At 72.8% G+C, this 15,157-nt stretch carries 16 protein-coding genes and 2 tRNA genes; 16 read left to right on the top strand and 2 right to left on the bottom strand.

Annotated elements, in window-relative coordinates:
• The first annotated feature begins 123 nt into the window (after positions 1–123).
• The 11 genes from ACIWQI_RS11265 (at position 124) to ACIWQI_RS11215 (ending at position 9,720) form a co-directional block, all read left to right on the top strand.
• Complete coding sequence (locus ACIWQI_RS11265; protein WP_396657484.1) at positions 124–1,158, top strand: TadA family conjugal transfer-associated ATPase; 1,035 nt, start codon at positions 124–126, stop codon at positions 1,156–1,158.
• Positions 1,155–2,021 (top strand): type II secretion system F family protein, encoded by an 867-nt coding sequence (locus ACIWQI_RS11260; RefSeq protein ID WP_396657560.1) that lies wholly within the window; start codon positions 1,155–1,157, stop codon positions 2,019–2,021. The genes ACIWQI_RS11265 and ACIWQI_RS11260 overlap by 4 nt, the downstream gene beginning before the upstream one ends.
• 58 nt (positions 2,022–2,079) lie before the next feature.
• Positions 2,080–2,274 carry a DUF4244 domain-containing protein gene (locus ACIWQI_RS11255; protein WP_396657482.1) on the top strand — a complete coding sequence of 65 codons (195 nt, stop codon included), beginning with the start codon at positions 2,080–2,082 and terminating at the stop codon, positions 2,272–2,274.
• Positions 2,271–2,615: a TadE family type IV pilus minor pilin gene (locus ACIWQI_RS11250; RefSeq protein WP_396657480.1), complete on the top strand. Its 345-nt coding sequence runs from the start codon at positions 2,271–2,273 to the stop codon at positions 2,613–2,615. Before ACIWQI_RS11255 ends, ACIWQI_RS11250 begins: the two co-directional genes overlap by 4 nt.
• Before the next feature lie 3 nt (positions 2,616–2,618).
• Positions 2,619–2,936, top strand: a complete 318-nt coding sequence (locus tag ACIWQI_RS11245) for an Rv3654c family TadE-like protein (RefSeq protein WP_396657478.1) — start codon at positions 2,619–2,621, stop codon at positions 2,934–2,936.
• 156 nt (positions 2,937–3,092) lie between these two features.
• Positions 3,093–5,768 carry a type I DNA topoisomerase gene (gene topA, locus ACIWQI_RS11240; protein WP_396657477.1) on the top strand — a complete coding sequence of 892 codons (2,676 nt, stop codon included), beginning with the start codon at positions 3,093–3,095 and terminating at the stop codon, positions 5,766–5,768.
• The gene (tmk, locus tag ACIWQI_RS11235; RefSeq protein WP_396657475.1) at positions 5,765–6,436 is read left to right on the top strand and encodes a dTMP kinase; all 672 of its coding nucleotides are present in this window, start codon (positions 5,765–5,767) and stop codon (positions 6,434–6,436) included. Before topA ends, tmk begins: the two co-directional genes overlap by 4 nt.
• Before the next feature lie 10 nt (positions 6,437–6,446).
• Entirely contained in the window at positions 6,447–7,631 is a 1,185-nt protein-coding gene (locus tag ACIWQI_RS11230; protein WP_396657473.1) for a DNA polymerase III subunit delta', read from the top strand.
• Complete coding sequence (locus ACIWQI_RS11225; protein ID WP_396657471.1) at positions 7,628–9,166, top strand: alpha/beta hydrolase; 1,539 nt, start codon at positions 7,628–7,630, stop codon at positions 9,164–9,166. The genes ACIWQI_RS11230 and ACIWQI_RS11225 overlap by 4 nt, the downstream gene beginning before the upstream one ends.
• A 71-nt stretch (positions 9,167–9,237) precedes the next feature.
• A tRNA-Thr gene (locus tag ACIWQI_RS11220) sits at positions 9,238–9,313 on the top strand.
• A complete protein-coding gene (locus ACIWQI_RS11215) occupies positions 9,313–9,720 on the top strand; it encodes a hypothetical protein (protein ID WP_396657469.1) in 408 nt (135 codons plus the stop codon). Before ACIWQI_RS11220 ends, ACIWQI_RS11215 begins: the two co-directional genes overlap by 1 nt.
• 6 nt (positions 9,721–9,726) lie before the next feature.
• Here the strand turns inward: ACIWQI_RS11215 and ACIWQI_RS11210 are convergent, their stop codons facing one another.
• Positions 9,727–10,677, bottom strand: coding sequence for an EamA family transporter (locus ACIWQI_RS11210; RefSeq protein WP_396657468.1), 951 nt, complete (start codon positions 10,675–10,677; stop codon positions 9,727–9,729).
• Between the two features lie 72 nt (positions 10,678–10,749).
• On the opposite strand from ACIWQI_RS11210, the gene ACIWQI_RS11205 reads away from it, so the two are divergent.
• Genes ACIWQI_RS11205 through ACIWQI_RS11195 form a run of 3 tightly spaced genes read left to right on the top strand, consistent with a single transcriptional unit; the run spans position 10,750 to position 14,119 of the window.
• Positions 10,750–12,993 (top strand): MMPL family transporter, encoded by a 2,244-nt coding sequence (locus tag ACIWQI_RS11205; protein ID WP_396657467.1) that lies wholly within the window; start codon positions 10,750–10,752, stop codon positions 12,991–12,993.
• Positions 12,990–13,565, top strand: a complete 576-nt coding sequence (locus ACIWQI_RS11200; protein WP_396657465.1) for an isochorismatase family protein — start codon at positions 12,990–12,992, stop codon at positions 13,563–13,565. The genes ACIWQI_RS11205 and ACIWQI_RS11200 overlap by 4 nt, the downstream gene beginning before the upstream one ends.
• Entirely contained in the window at positions 13,562–14,119 is a 558-nt protein-coding gene (locus ACIWQI_RS11195) for a GNAT family N-acetyltransferase (protein ID WP_396657558.1), read from the top strand. The genes ACIWQI_RS11200 and ACIWQI_RS11195 overlap by 4 nt, the downstream gene beginning before the upstream one ends.
• On the opposite strand, the gene ACIWQI_RS11190 is transcribed toward ACIWQI_RS11195, so the two are convergent.
• Positions 14,081–14,153 (bottom strand) — tRNA-Lys (locus ACIWQI_RS11190). The genes ACIWQI_RS11195 and ACIWQI_RS11190 overlap by 39 nt on opposite strands.
• Positions 14,154–14,288: 135 nt before the next feature.
• Between ACIWQI_RS11190 and ACIWQI_RS11185 the strand changes: the two genes are divergently transcribed.
• Together ACIWQI_RS11185 and ACIWQI_RS11180 are read left to right on the top strand one after the other, a co-directional pair.
• On the top strand, positions 14,289–14,636 hold the full coding sequence (locus tag ACIWQI_RS11185) for a helix-turn-helix transcriptional regulator (RefSeq protein WP_396657557.1): 348 nt from the start codon (positions 14,289–14,291) through the stop codon (positions 14,634–14,636).
• A 63-nt stretch (positions 14,637–14,699) separates the two neighbouring features.
• Complete coding sequence (locus tag ACIWQI_RS11180; protein WP_396657463.1) at positions 14,700–15,110, top strand: VOC family protein; 411 nt, start codon at positions 14,700–14,702, stop codon at positions 15,108–15,110.
• Positions 15,111–15,157 lie beyond the last annotated feature (47 nt).

The raw sequence follows: 15,157 nt of genomic DNA, 5'->3' as shown, positions 1-15,157 counted from the left end.
CTGTTGCAGGCGTCCGTTCGCTCGTGCGGCCAGCGCCCCTCCCCAGGCCCATCCGCCCGCCTGTTGTCCACGGCCGCGGCGGCAGACGCCGCGTGCAGGTGCCTGCATCCGTACGGTCGCTGCATGCCCGAGCCGTTCGTCGTCCGCCCGCTGGCGAGCGCGGCGCCCGGCGCATCCGCCACCAGCGAGTCCGCGCCGGCCGCCGTCCGTGCCCCGGTGCTCCCGCCGCACCCCCTGCTGGACCGGCTCGCGCCGCACCTGGACGACCCGCGGATCACGGACGCCTTCCTCAACGGCGCCGACCGGCTGTACCTCGACCGCGGCGAGGGTGCGACGCGCGTCGAGGACTGGGAGGCGTCGGACGAGGAGGTGCGCGCGCTCGCCGTGGCGCTGATCGCCGCCGGCGGCAGGCACATCGACGACGCGACCCCCTGCGTGGACGTGCGGCTGGAATCCGGCGCGCGCGTGCACGCCGTGCTGCCGCCGGTGTCGACCGGCGGCACGCTCGTGTCGCTGCGGATCCCGCGTATGGACGCCCCGAGCCTGGACGATCTCGCCGCGCACGGGATGCTGTCCCCGCCGGTGCTGTCCTGGCTGGGCGAGATCGTCGCCGGGCGCGAGAACCTGCTGATCACGGGCGCGGCCGGCTCGGGCAAGACCACCCTCCTCTCGGCGCTGCTCGCGGCGGCGGCGCCCGCCGACCGCATCGTCACCATCGAGGACGTCGCCGAGCTGCGGCCGCGCCACCCGCACCACGTCGCGCTGGAGGCGCGGCAGCCGAACCTCGAGGGCGCGGGCGGCGTCGGCCTGGCGCGCCTGGTGCGCGAGGCGCTGCGGATGCGTCCGGACCGGATCGTGGTCGGCGAGTGCCGCGGCGACGAGGTGCGCGAGCTGCTGTCGGCGCTGAACACAGGCCACGACGGCGGCGCGGGCACCCTGCACGCGAACGGGCTGAGCGATGTGCCGGCGCGACTGGAGGCACTCGGCGCGCTCGCGGGCCTCGACGACCGCGCCCTCGCCCGGCAGGCGGTGAGCGCGATCGCGTGGGTGCTGCACCTGGCCCGGGACGCGTCCGGGGCGCGGCGGCTCGCCGGGGCCGGGCGCCTGATCCTCGACGGAGACCGGCTCGGCATCGCGGAGAGCACGCCGTGGGCCTGACCGGGCGAAGGCGGGATGCCGGTGCGCAGGCAGGGGCGCAGGCGCGGGATGCCGCGGCCACGGCGCTGCGCCTGGCAGTGTTGCTGCAGGCGGGGGTCGCCCCCGCGGCGGCGTGGGGCCACCTCGGCGCGGCAGGAGGGGACGACGGCACGTCCGTCGTCGACGCGCTGCGTGCACGCGGCGGACCGTGGGCGCAGGTGGCCGCGGCCTGGCAGGTCGCGACCACGGTCGGGGCGCCGCTCGCCGACAGCCTGCGCGCAGTCGCCGAAGCCCTGCGCGACGCCCACGAGGCCGCCGACGACGTGCGCATCGCGCTCGCGGAGCCTGCCGGCACCGCGCGGCTGATGCTGTGGCTGCCGCCGCTGGGCGCCGTCCTCGGCGTCGCCCTCGGGTTCGACACGGTCGGCGTGCTGTTCGGCTCGGTGGGAGGGGCGGCGTGCCTGCTCGGCGGGCTCGGATTGATCGTCGCCGCCCGCCGCTGGACCGCAGCGCTCGTGCGGCGGGCGCAGCCGCCGGAGGCGGTGCCCGGGCTGCACGCCGAACTCGTCGCCGTCGCCCTGAGCGGGGGCGTCTCGATCGACCGCGCCCGCGCGCTGGTCGCCGAGACCGGCATCCCGCCGGCGGACGGCATCGGCGACGTGCTCGAGCTGTCCCGCACCGCGGGCGTCCCGGCGGTGGAGCTGCTGCGTGCCGCTGCCGCACAGGAACGGCAGGCCGCCCGCACCGACGGAAGGCTGCGCGCGGCCGCCCTCGGCTCGCGGCTGCTCCTGCCGCTGGGCGTGTGCACACTGCCCGCCTTCCTGCTGCTCGGCGTGGCGCCGCTGATGATCAGCGTGCTCTCGAGCACGTCCCTGCCCCTCTGAGCCAGACCCCGTGCCCGCTTCTCCGAGCCCGTGCCCACCGACAGAAAGCGAGAGTCCCATGACCGTCCCACGCCTCACCCGTCGCCGCTCGGCGCGGCTGTTCACCGACGAGTCCGGAGCCGCCACCGCCGAGTACGCCATCGCCACGATGGCGGCGGTCGCCTTCGCCGGGCTGCTGGTGGTGATCATGCGCTCCGACGAGGTGCGCGGCATCCTCACCGATCTCGTCCGCCGCGCACTCACCGTGTCGTGAGCCGCCGGGCCGGAGACGATCGCGGCTCGGTCACAGCCGAGTTCGCGATCGTCCTGCCCGTGCTGGTGCTGCTGATCGCGTTCGGCGTCGGTGCCCTCGCGGCCACCTCGGCACGTGTGCGCCTGGAGGATGCGGCCGCCGACGCGGCCCGGCTGGTCGCGCGCGGCGACGACCGCGGCGCCGCGGCCGAGGCCGTGACGCGCGCCGTCGACGGCGCCCGGCTCGGGATCGATCGGCGCGACGGACTCGTGTGCGCCACGGCCTCCGCCTCGGCCCGCGTGCTGGGTGATGTCACGGTGCCGCTGTCGGCCACCTCGTGCGCCCTCGACGGGGGCCGGTGACCGATGCCCGGAGCCGCCGCCGCGACCGGACTCGCCGTCTGCGCCGCCACCCTCACGATCGGGCTCGCCGTGGTCGGCGGGGCTTCTGCCGCCGCCCAGCACGCCGCCGGCGGCGCCGATGCCGCGGCCCTCGCGGCTGCGGACGCGGCCTCGGGCGCCGTTCCGGGCGACCCCTGCGCGGTCGCCGCCGCGGTGGCGCGCGCCAACGGCGCGACGCTCACCGCGTGCCGCGTCGACGGGCTCGTGGCCACCGTGGGCGTCGCCGTCCCCTACGCGACGCTGCAGGCCCAGGCATCCGCCCGCGCCGGACCTGCACCCTGACCGGTGCGTGCAGGCGGGCCCCACTCCTTGGGAATCTTCACAGCATCCGCCCCGTTCTGCGGTGTGTATGGTGTGCAACGGAGAAAGGACGTCACGAACGTGCCAAAGGCTGCGCCACGAGGGAAGAAACTCGTCATCGTCGAGTCCCCGACGAAGATGAAGTCGATCCAGGGCTACCTCGGCGACGGCTACGAAGTGCTGAGCTCCGTCGGGCACATCCGCGACCTCGCCGACAAGAAGGACATCCCCGCCGACAAGAAGCAGGCGTACGGGAAGTACTCGATCGACATCGACAACGGCTTCACTCCCTACTACGTCGAGAGCGAGCGCGGTCGCAAGACCGTCAGCGAACTCAAGCGCGCCTTGAAGGACGCCGACGAGCTGCTGCTGGCCACGGATGAGGACCGCGAGGGTGAGGCGATCGCCTGGCACCTGCTGGAGACGCTCAAGCCGAAGGTGCCGGTGCGCCGCATGGTGTTCCACGAGATCACCGAGGACGCCATCCGCGCCGCCGTGGAGAACACCCGCGAGCTCGATCTCGCCCTCGTCGACGCGCAGGAGACGCGTCGCGTGCTCGACCGCCTCTACGGGTGGGACGTCTCGCCGGTGCTGTGGATGAAGGTGCAGCAGGGCACCTCCGCCGGCCGTGTGCAGTCCGCCGCGACCCGGCTGGTCGTCGACCGCGAGCGCGAGCGCATGGCCTTCGTGTCCGCCTCCTACTGGGATCTCGAGGCGCTCGCCGTCGCGAACGCGGGGGAGTCGTTCACCGCGCGACTCGCGCGCGTCGACGGCGCGCCGCTGGCCCGCGGCACCGACTTCGACGACCGCGGCGAGCTGAAGAAGGCCGTCATCGTCCTCGACGAGCAGGAGGCCGCCGACCTGGCGGCCGCGATCGAGGCGACCGGTCAGGCATCCGTCTCCGCCCTGGATGCCAAGCCCGGCACCCGGAGTCCCAAGCCGCCCTTCACGACCTCCACCATGCAGCAGGAGGCGGGCCGCAAGCTCTCGATGAGCGCCAAGCACGCGATGAGCGTCGCCCAGCGTCTCTACGAGAAGGGCTACATCACCTACATGCGCACCGACTCGCAGGCGCTGTCGACGCAGGCCGTGCAGGCGGCCCGCGCCCAGGCGGTCGCGCTGTACGGCGACAAGGCCGTGCCGCCGAACCCGCGCGTGTACAAGAGCAAGAGCCGCAACGCGCAGGAGGCGCACGAGGCGATCCGCCCGTCGGGCGAGTCCTTCCGCACCCCGGCGCAGGTCTCCGGTCAGCTCGACCGCGACGAGCTGCGGCTCTACGACCTCATCTGGAAGCGCACGATCGCCAGCCAGATGTCGGACGCGAAGTACGAGACGACGACGGTGACCCTGCTCGCCGACGCCGGCGGCCGCCGGGCGGAGCTGACCGCATCGGGCACCGTCTACACCTTCAAGGGCTTCATCGAGGCCTACCAGGAAGGCCGGGACGAGAAGCGCGGCGACGCCGACAAGGCCGACGACCAGTCGCTGCCGCCGATGGCCGTCGGCGACGTGCTGCGCCTGAAGGACATCGAGGCCAAGGGCCACTCCACGAGCCCCAAGCCGCGCTACACCGAGGCGAGCCTCGTGAAGGCGCTGGAGGAGAAGGGCATCGGGCGCCCGTCGACCTTCGCGAGCATCATCGACGTGATCCTCAACCGCGGGTACGTCACCAAGCGCGGCCAGGCTCTCGTGCCCAGCTGGCTGGCCTTCAGCGTCGTGCGGCTGCTCGAGCAGCACTTCCCGGACCTCGTCGACTACGACTTCACCGCCGCCCTGGAAGACGACCTCGACGCGATCGCCCGCGGCGAGCAGCAGCGCGCCGAATGGCTGAAGGGGTTCTACTTCGGATCCGATCAGCACGTCGGCCTGCGCAACATCGTCGACAATCTCGGCGAGATCGACGCACGTGAGATCAACGCCACACCCATCGCGGAGGGCGTCTCGCTGCGGCTGGGCAAGTACGGTCCGTACCTCGAGGTGACCGATCCCGCCCAGCCGGACGCGAAGCCGCGCATCGTGAACATCCCCGAGGGACTCGCTCCCGACGAGCTCACCGCGCAGAAGGCCCGCGAGCTCATCGAGGCGCCCGTCGCCGGCGACCGCGTGCTGGGGCAGAATCCGGCCAACGGCAAGACCATCGTCGTCAAGGACGGCCGGTTCGGCCCGTACGTGCAGGAGCTCGAGCCCGTCTCCGAGGAGACGGCGGACGCCGGCTCGGCGGACGCCGAGGCGGGCGAGGCGCCCACCACCGCGGCGAAGAAGACCACCGCGAAGAAGACTGCGAAGAAGGATGCCGCGCCCAAGCCGCGCACCGCGTCGCTGTTCAAGACGATGAGCGTCGACACGATCGACCTGGAGACGGCGCTGCGTCTGCTCGACCTGCCCCGCGTGGTGGGGGTCGACCCCGAGTCGGGGGAGACCATCACCGCGCAGAACGGGCGCTACGGCCCGTATCTGAAGAAGGGCACCGACTCGCGCACCCTGCAGAGCGAGCAGCAGCTGTTCGACATCACCCTGGAGGAGGCGCTCGCCGTCTACGCGCAGCCGAAGTACGGGGCCCGCGGCGCGTCCAGCGCGCTCAAGGAGTTCGACGCCGACCCGGTCAGCGGCAAGCCGATCAAGCTCAAGGACGGCCGATTCGGCCCCTACGTCACCGACGGCGAGACCAACGCGACGATTCCGCGCGGCGAGAGCGTCGACGACATCACGTTCGAGCGCGCGGTGCAGCTGATCGCCGAGAAGCGCGCGAAGGGCCCGGCGCCCAAGCGCACCCGCCGCGCCCCGGCGCGCAAGCCGGCGGCGAAGAAGAAGTGACCCCTCGGCGGGCTCGCGAGGGATCGGGCCTCTGGGTCACGTTCGAGGGCGGCGACGGCTCGGGGAAGACGACGCAGGCGGGCCTGCTGCAGCAGTGGCTGCAGGCATCCGGCCGCTCCGTCGTGCGCACGCGCGAGCCGGGCGGGACCGACGTCGGCCGGCTCGTGCGCGACATCGTGCTGCACCACCGCGGCGACATCGCGCCGCGCGCCGAGGCGCTGCTGTACGCCGCGGACCGCGCCCACCACATCGCCACCGTCGTGCGTCCGGCGCTGGAGCGCGGCGACGTGGTGATCCAGGACCGCTATCTCGACTCCTCGGTGGCCTACCAGGGTGCGGGGCGGGTCCTCGACCCGGCCGAGATCCGCGAGCTGTCGCTGTGGGCGACCGCCGGGGCACTGCCCGACCTCACGGTGCTTCTCGACCTCGACCCGCACAGCGCCCGCGCACGGCTGGATGCCGACGACAAGCCGTTCGACCGGCTCGAGGCCGAGCGCGGAGAGTTCCACGAGCGCGTCCGCGCGGCGTTCCTCGAGCTGGCCGCCGCCGAGCCGGACCGCTTCCTCGTGCTGGAGGCCGCGCGCCCCGTCGACGAGCTCGCCGCCGCGGTGCGCGCCCGCGTCGAGTCGCTGCTGGACGCGCAGGGGGCTGTCGGCCCGAACGCCTAGGCTGGACGGCATGCAGGCGACCGACACCGCGACGCCGCCCGGCACCGAGGCACCCCTTCCGTGGGGTTCCGTGTGGGGGCAGGATGCGGCGGTCGACGTGCTGCGGGACGCGGCATCCGATCCCTCCGCCATGACGCACGCCTGGCTCATCACCGGGCCGCCCGGCTCGGGCCGCTCGACCCTCGCGTACGCGTTCGCCGCAGCGCTGATCGCCGATCCGGCCGACGAGGCCGCCGAGCAGGTCATGCGGCAGGTGCTCGCGGGCACCCACCCCGACCTGACCGCACTGCGCACCGAGGGCGTCATCATCTCGATCAAGGACGCGCGCGCGCTCGTGGAGCGGTCGTACTTCGCCCCCTCGCTCGGGCGGTACCGCGTGATCGTCGTGGAAGACGCCGACCGCATGGTCGAGCGCACCTCCAACGTGCTGCTGAAGGCCCTCGAAGAGCCGCCGGAGCGCACCGTGTGGGTGCTCTGCGCACCCAGCGAGGCCGACCTGCTGCCCACGATCCGCTCACGGGTGCGCGCGCTGCGCCTGCGCGAGCCGGACGTCGACGACGTGGCCGCCCTCATCGCCCGGCGCACGGGCGTCGACCATGCCGTCGCCGAGCAGTCGGCGCGGCACGCCCAGCGGCACATCGGCATGGCGCAGCGGCTGGCGACGGATGCCGAGGCACGCCGTCGCCGCGATCAGACCCTGCGCGCCGTGCTCGGCGTGCGGGGCATCGGCGACGTGGTCGAGGTGGCCGGCGAGATCGTGCAGGCGGCCACCGAGGACGCCAAGGCCCTCACGGCCGAGCGCGACCAGGCCGAGCGCGCGAGTCTGCTGCGCACGGTCGGCGTCGCCGAGGGGGCCGCGGTGCCGCCCGCGGTGCGCGCGCAGCTGAACGCCCTGGAGGACGAGCAGAAGCGCCGCGCCACCCGGAGCCTGCGCGACGGCATCGACCGGGTGCTCACCGACCTGCAGTCGCTGTTCCGCGATGTCGTCCTGCTGCAGCACGGGCGCGCCGACGGGCTCATCAACCGCGAGCTCGAGCCGGATCTGCGCGCGCTCGCGGCGGCGTGGTCGCCGGCGCGCACCCTTTCTGTGCTCGACCGCATCGCCGAGACGCGGCGCAACCTCGAGCAGAACGTCGCCCCGGCCCTCGCGCTGGAGAGCATGCTCATCACCGTCTCCAGCGGAAGGACCCCGTGAAACGCACCGCCCGCCGCCTCATCGCCGCCGTCGGCGGCGTCGCCGCGGCATCCCTCGTCCTCTCGGGCTGCCTGGCTGCGCTGATCCCCGACGAGAAGCCCGCCGTCACGGCCGCACCCGACACCTCGGGGGTGCCCTCCGCGCTGATGCCGTACTACTCGCAGGTGCCGGAGTGGACCCGGTGCGAGGCCGACTTCGAGTGCACGACCGTGACCGTGCCCCTCGACTACGCGAACCCCGGCGCCGGCGACATCGAGCTCGCCGTGGTGCGGCATCGCGCGACCGGCGGCGCCCCGGTCGGATCGCTGCTGACCAACCCCGGCGGGCCCGGCGCCGGCGGCGTCGACTTCGTCATCGAGAGCCTGCAGTACGCGGTCGGCGCCCCGGTCCAGGAGAGCTTCGACGTCATCGGCTTCGATCCGCGCGGAGTGGGGGACTCCACCGCGGTCGCGTGCTACGACGCCGCCGAGATGGACGCCTACCTGTTCGACATCCCCGCCGAACCGCGCGGCTCGGCGGGCTGGGTCCGTGAGCTGGACGAGGCGAGCCGCGCATTCGCCGAGGCCTGCGACGCGAACAGCGGCGGCATCCTGCCCTTCATCACCACCGAGAACTCCGCGCGCGACATGGACGTGCTGCGCGCGGTGCTCGGCGACACGACGCTGAACTATCTCGGATTCTCCTATGGAACGTTCCTCGGGGCCACCTACGCCAAGCTCTTCCCCGAGCGGGTCGGCCGGCTCGTGCTCGACGGCGCCATCGACCCGTCGGTGTCGGGCCTCGAGGTCAGCACGACGCAGGGCCTGGGCTTCGAGTCCGCGCTGCGTGCGTACATGGCGTTCTGTCTCGACAATCGGGACTGCCCGTTCGCGGGGACCGTCGACGACGCCATGGCCGACCTCGCCACGCTGCTGGCAAGCGTGGACCGCCGCCCGCTCCAGGCGTCGGACGGTCGGATGCTCGGAGCCGACTCCCTGGTGACCGCCATCATCACGCCGCTGTACTCCGAGGCCAACTGGCCGGTGCTGACGACGATGCTCGCGGACGTGCTGGCCGGCAGCGCCGAGTACGCGTTCCTCATCGCGGACTTCTACTACAACCGCGAGGATGGGGTGTATCTGGACAATCAGTCCGAGGCCTTCCGCGCCTACAACTGCATGGACTATCCGGTCGACGACGACCCGGCCGACCTGGACGCGGCCTACGCGCTGCTGGACGAGAAGGCCCCCACCATCGCGCCGTACTGGAAGGGACCCGACCCGTGCGCGCAGTGGGTGTACCCGCCGACCGGCGTGCGCGAGCCGATCCTCGCCGAGGGTGCGGCGCCGATCGTCGTGGTGGGGACGACGAACGACCCGGCCACGCCGTACGAGTGGTCGGTGGCGCTTGCCGACCAGCTCGCGTCGGGAGTGCTCGTGTCGCGCTTCGGCGAGGGTCACACCGGCTACAACAAGGGCAGCGCGTGCGTCGACGACGCCGTCGAGTCGTACCTCGTCGACGGCGTCGTGCCCGCCGACGGACTGGAGTGCCGCTGACCCCGCCCGCGTTCGCAGCCGCTGTCGCGACCCTGTAAGATCGTTGATCGTGCATCGCGCAAGCGAGGCGCGCCGCCTTAGCTCAGTCGGCAGAGCGATTCACTCGTAATGAATAGGTCTGGGGTTCGATTCCCCAAGGCGGCTCCATGCAGAATCTCCCCTCGGTGCTCGGGTCTCTCGCCGACGTCTTCACCTGGGTGGGACTCCTCGGCGCGGGGGCCTTCGGCATCCTCGCCCTGATCCTCTGGGTCGCCGACGGCACCTGGCTGCCGGTGCGCGCCGTCGTCGAGCCGGCCGAGCGCGACGGGCAGGTCGTGCGCTGGATCGACGCGGACGGCGGCGTCAACGAGGCGCCCCTGTCGGACGCCGATCATGCGAGGCTCGGCGGCCGCGACATGGCCGACATCCACTACCGGCGCGGGTGGCGCAACCGGATGCGGGTGACCCGCGGGTCGCGCACGGTGCGCGTGTTCGCCTGGCTCGCCGTGGGCTTCGGCGCCCTCGGCGTGCTCGCCCTCATCGGGTCGTGGGTGCTCCTGGCGGCTGCCGGCTGACCCGCCTCACGCGAGGGCGAACATGGCGCCGGCCGCGAGGGCGAGTGCGAGCCCGACCCACTGCACGGCGGCGATGCGCTCGCGCAGCACGATGGCGGCGAGGATGATCGTCCCGGCCGGGTACATCGCCGTCAGCACCGACACGACGGACAGATCGCCCAGCCGCAGGGCGATCAGCATCACGGTGTTGGCCGCGGCATCCACCACTCCGCACGAGACGGCGAGCAGGATGCCGGTGCGCACGGCATCCGCTGACAGCACCCGCGGTGCGCGGTCGACCGCCTGCTCGAGGTCGGCGTGCCCGGTGGGGGTCGCGCCCACCCGCAGCTCGATCGCGGGGGCGATGCGCCGGCGCCGCGCGATCAGGATCGCGAGCACCGCGACGACCGTCCAGGCGATCGTGCCGTTGACGGCGCGGTTGACGATCAGCGGCACGAGGCCGCTCTCGTCGCCGGTCTGGTCGATCGACACCATGAATCCGCCGATCGCCAGGCCCGATCCGATCGCCATGACGATGCCGCGCAGGCTCGGCCGCACGACGGCGTCGCCGGGGATGAAGCCCACGAGCACCACCGCAGCCAGCGCCACGAGCAGCCCCGCGTATCCGAAGCCCGACAGCTGCTCGCCCTTGACCAGCAGCCCCCAGAGCATCGGAGCGATGGCGCTCACCACGGCCGTCAGCGGCGACAGGATGCTCATGGGTCCGATCGCCAGGCACGCGTACAGCAGCACGATCGCGATCACCCCGAAGACACCTGAGAGCGCGCCCCACGCGACATCGGCGGCCGTCCACGCGCCGCCCAGGAACGGATACGCGATGACGAGGCCGGCAAGACCCGCCGCCGCGGCGATCGCGGTGACGGTGATGGAGCGCAGACGCTTGGCCGCGAGGCCCCCGAGGAAGTCCGCGGCACCGAACACGACGGCGCCCACGACGCCCAGGACCGCGGAGATCACCCCGGGATTCTAGTCCCGCGGCGCGAGGAGCCCCTCGCGGCAGGACGCACCGCGTCGCATAGCCTTGTGAGGGTGACGGACCCCACCCGCCGATCCCTGCGCGAACAGCGCCGACGCCCGTCCGGGTGGCTGCGGATCGGCATCCCGGTCGTGCTGATCCTGGCCTGGCTGGCAGGTGCCGCCATCGGCGGCCCGTACTTCGGCAAGGTCGACGAGGTCTCCAGCAACGAGCAGTCCGCCTATCTGCCCGACAGCGCCGACGCCACGCGCGTGCAGGACCGGCTCGCCGACTTCACCGGGGGCGACACCATCCCCGCGGTCGTGGTCGTCACCGGCGATGGAGAGCTCACCGACGACCGGCTCGCCGAGCTGCAGGACCTCGCCGACGGGCTCGCGGGCGTCGACGGGGTCACCGAGGACGTGTCGCCGCCGGTGGCCTCAGACGACGGCGAGGCGGCGCAGATCTTCGTGCCCATCGACGCCGACGCGTCCATCGGCGATGCCGTCGATGCGCTGCGCGCCGAGATCGACGACACCCTGCCGACCGGCTTGCAGGCGTGGGTGACCGGGCCGGCCGGGTTCACCGCCGACCTGGTCGAAGGTTTCCTGGGCATCGACGGGCTGCTGCTGGCGGTCGCGCTGATCGCGGTGTTCATCATCCTCGTGATCGTGTACCGCTCGCCCCTGCTGCCGCTGCTCGTGCTGCTGACCTCCACGTTCGCACTGTGCGTGGCGCTTCTGACGGTGTGGTGGCTCGCCAAAGCCGAGATCTTCGTGCTCAACGGCCAGGTGCAGGGGATCCTGTTCATCCTGGTGATCGGCGCGGCCACCGACTACGCGCTGCTGTTCGTCGCGCGCTTCCGGGAGGCGGTCGCGGCGGGGGCGCGCCGGTGGGATGCCGTCACCGCCGCGTGGCGCGGGTCGTTCGAGGCGATCCTGGCCTCCGGCGGCACGGTGATCGCCGGCCTGCTCTGCCTGCTGCTGTCCGACCTCGCCACCAACCGGGCCCTGGGGCCCATCGCCTCCATCGGCATCGCCTTCGCGATGCTCTCCGCGCTCACATTCCTGCCCGCGCTGCTGGCCCTGGTGGGACCGGCTGCCTTCTGGCCGTTCCCGCCGAAGGCCGGGTCGGTCGCGATCCCGGACTCGTACGACGAGCCCGTGAAGGGCATCTGGCCGCGACAGGCGCGGTTCGTCGCGCGCCACGCCCGCGCGGTGTGGATCGTCGCCACGGTCGTGCTGCTTGCCGCATCCGTCGGCATCACGCAGCTGAAGGCGGACGGCGTGCCCTCCAGCGACCTCGTGCTCGGCGCCTCCGAGGCCCGCGACGGGCAGGAGGTGCTGGCCGAACACTTCGCGGGCGGCTCGGGCAGCCCCGTCTACGTCATCGCGCCCGAGGCCGACCTCGCCGAGGCGGCTGCCGTGCTGGACGCCGACGACGGGGTGGAGTCGGTGGCGGTGGCCTCCGCCGACTCGCCCACCGGGCAGGCCGCGGTCGAGCTCGACGGCGACCAGGTGGTGCGCACCGCACCCGGCCCGCCCGGCGCCGAGGCTCCGGCGGCGACCGTGTCCGATGGCGACGTGCTGCTGATCGCGACCCTCGCCGACACCGCCGACTCGCTGCCGGCCGAAGACACCGTGCGGGGCCTGCGCGCGGCGCTCGACGACGACCTCGGGGAGGGCGTGGCCGTGGTCGGCGGCGTCACCGCCACCGACATCGACACGAACGACACGTCGATCCACGACCGGGCCCTGATCATCCCGATCGTCCTGGTGGTGATCTTCGTCATCCTCACGCTGCTGCTGCGCGCGCTGCTGGCGCCCCTGCTGCTCGTGCTCACGGTCGTCCTGTCGTTCGGCGCGGCGATGGGGGTCTCGGCGCTCGTGTTCAACCACGTGCTCGACTTCCCCGGAGCCGACCCGGCGGTGCCGCTGTACGGGTTCGTGTTCCTCGTGGCGCTCGGGGTCGACTACAACATCTTCCTGATGACCCGCGTGCGCGAGGAGTCCACCCGGTTCGGCACTCGTCCCGGCATCCTGCGGGGCCTGGTGGCCACCGGCGGGGTCATCACGTCGGCGGGGCTCGTGCTCGCGGCCACGTTCGCGGCGCTGGGGGTCATCCCGATCCTGTTCCTCGCCCAGATCGCGTTCATCGTCGCGTTCGGCGTGCTGCTGGACACGTTCGTCGTCCGCTCGCTGCTGGTGCCGGCCCTGTCGTACGACATCGGCCGGGCGATCTGGTGGCCGTCCCGGCTCTGGCGGGCACAGGGCGACCCGGACCCTCGTGTCGAGCACCGGCGTACCCTCGATACATGAGCAAGGCACTGTTCATCGTCGATGTGCAGAACGACTTCACCGAGGGCGGAGCGCTCGGCGTCATCGGCGGAGACGAGGTGGCGTCGCGCATCTCGGCGCACCTGGCCGAGCACGCGGGGGAGTACACGATCATCGTCGCCTCCCGCGACTGGCACGACGCCGAGAACGACAACGGCGGCCACTTCGCCGCCGACGAGCCGGACTACGAGAGCACCTGGCCGGTGCACTGCGTCGCCGGCACCCCCGGCGCGGAGTACCACCCGGCCCTCGATCTGTCCGCGGTGACCCACCATGTCCGCAAGGGGCAGGGCGAGCCCGCCTATTCGCTCTTCGAGGGCGTCACCGACGAGGGGGCGACGGTGGCCGAGGTGCTCACCGAGCACGGCATCGTCGATGTCGACATCGCGGGTCTTGCGACCGACTACTGCGTGCGCGCGACGGGGCTGGACGCCATCGCGCACGGACGTCACGTGCGGGTGCTGACCGATCTGGTCGCCGGCGTCGCACAGGAGTCCAGTGACGCGGCGCTCGCCGAACTCGCCCACGCGGGCGCGGAGCTCGTGTCGTCGTGACGGGCGTGCCGGTGCGGCGCATCCGCGAGGACGAGTGGGATGCCGCGCGCACGCTGCGGCTGGAGGCGCTGCGCGACCCCGCGGCGCCGCTCGCGTTCCTGGACACCTACGCCGAGGCGGCCCTGCGGCCGGACGACCATTGGCGCACCCGGGCGGCGTCGGGCGCGCGGTCGGACGGCGTCGCCCAGTTCGTCGCCGTCGCCGAGGGCTCGTTCGTGGGGACGGCGACGGTGAAGATCCAGGATGCCTTCAGCGCCGACTACTTCGGACGCACCCGCGCGACCGACCGCGCGGTGATCGTGGCGGTGTACGTGTCACCCGCGGTGCGCGGATCCGGTGCCGTCGACCGGCTGCTTCAGGCGTGCGTGCAGTGGGCGGGCGAGCGCGGCGTCACGGAGGTGACCCTCGACGTGCACGGCGAGAACCCGCGCGCCGAAGCCGCCTACGCGCGATGCGGGTTCGTGCGGACGGGCGAGTTCGCCGACGGACCGCACGGACGCGAGTTCGAGCTGCGGTGGGCCCCGTGGGACTCGAACCCACGACCCGCGGATTAAAAGTCCGATGCTCTACCGACTGAGCTAGAGGCCCGCCCGTCCAGCCTACTTTCTCCGTGGCCCGCCCCCACGCAGTCGCGGTGACCTGCCGCCTGGGTAACGTGGGCTCGTGGCATCCGCTCCCCAGTCCCCGGAGTCGCTCGCGCACCTGCGCCGCGCGCGCGACCACATGGACCGCTTCTACGCGGAGCCGCTGGACGTGCCCACGATGGCGGCCCAGGCGTTCATGTCGCCCGCGCACTTCTCGCGCGAGTTCCGCCAGGCGTACGGCGAGACGCCGTACTCGTATCTCATGACCCGGCGCATCGAACGGGCGATGACCCTGCTGCGCGGCGGCATGAGCGTGACCGACGCCTGTGCCGCCGTCGGGGCCACGTCGCTCGGGTCGTTCTCGTCGACCTTCACGCGGCTGGTCGGCGAGACCCCGAGCGCCTACAGGGCCCGCCCGCACGACGCCGCCGAGGCGATGCCCCTGTGCATCGCGAAGATCCTCACCCGCCCTGCCCGGTTCGTCTGAACCGCCGGGATCCGAGCAGGATCGGAGAAGCGGAGCGGGATGCCGCGCCGTAGCGTGGCGTGCATGGCAACCATCTCACTGCAATATGCGCCCGTGACCGTCGACGACGTGGATGCGGCGGTGCCGTTCTACCGCGATGCGCTGGGTCTTCCGATCCTGCAGGACGTGAACTACGGCGAGCACCGCTGGGTGACCTTCGGCTTCGCCGACCAGCCCGGCGTGGCGATCGTGCTGTCCGACCCCGGCGCGGGGCGCTCGCCCGACGACGGGGACGCGCTGCACCGTCTCGTGGCCAAGGGCGTGGCGCCCGGTCCCCTGGTGTTCTCCACCGACGACCTCGATGCCGCCTTCGAGCAGATCCGCGAATGGGGCGCCGAGGTGCTTCAGGAGCCCATCCAGCAGGACTGGGGCCCGCGTGACTGCGCGTTCCGCGATCCGGCGGGAAACCACATCCGGCTCAACCAGGCCGGCTGAGCCGGACGCGGCCGGGAGCCGCCGAAGGCGACCCGGGTAGCCTGGAA

Source organism: Microbacterium sp., from assembly GCF_044508325.1.
Taxonomy (GTDB): Bacteria; Actinomycetota; Actinomycetes; order Actinomycetales; family Microbacteriaceae; genus Microbacterium.
The sequence above is the reverse complement of the archived record's forward strand: the minus strand, read 5'-3'. Positions and strand labels throughout refer to the sequence as shown.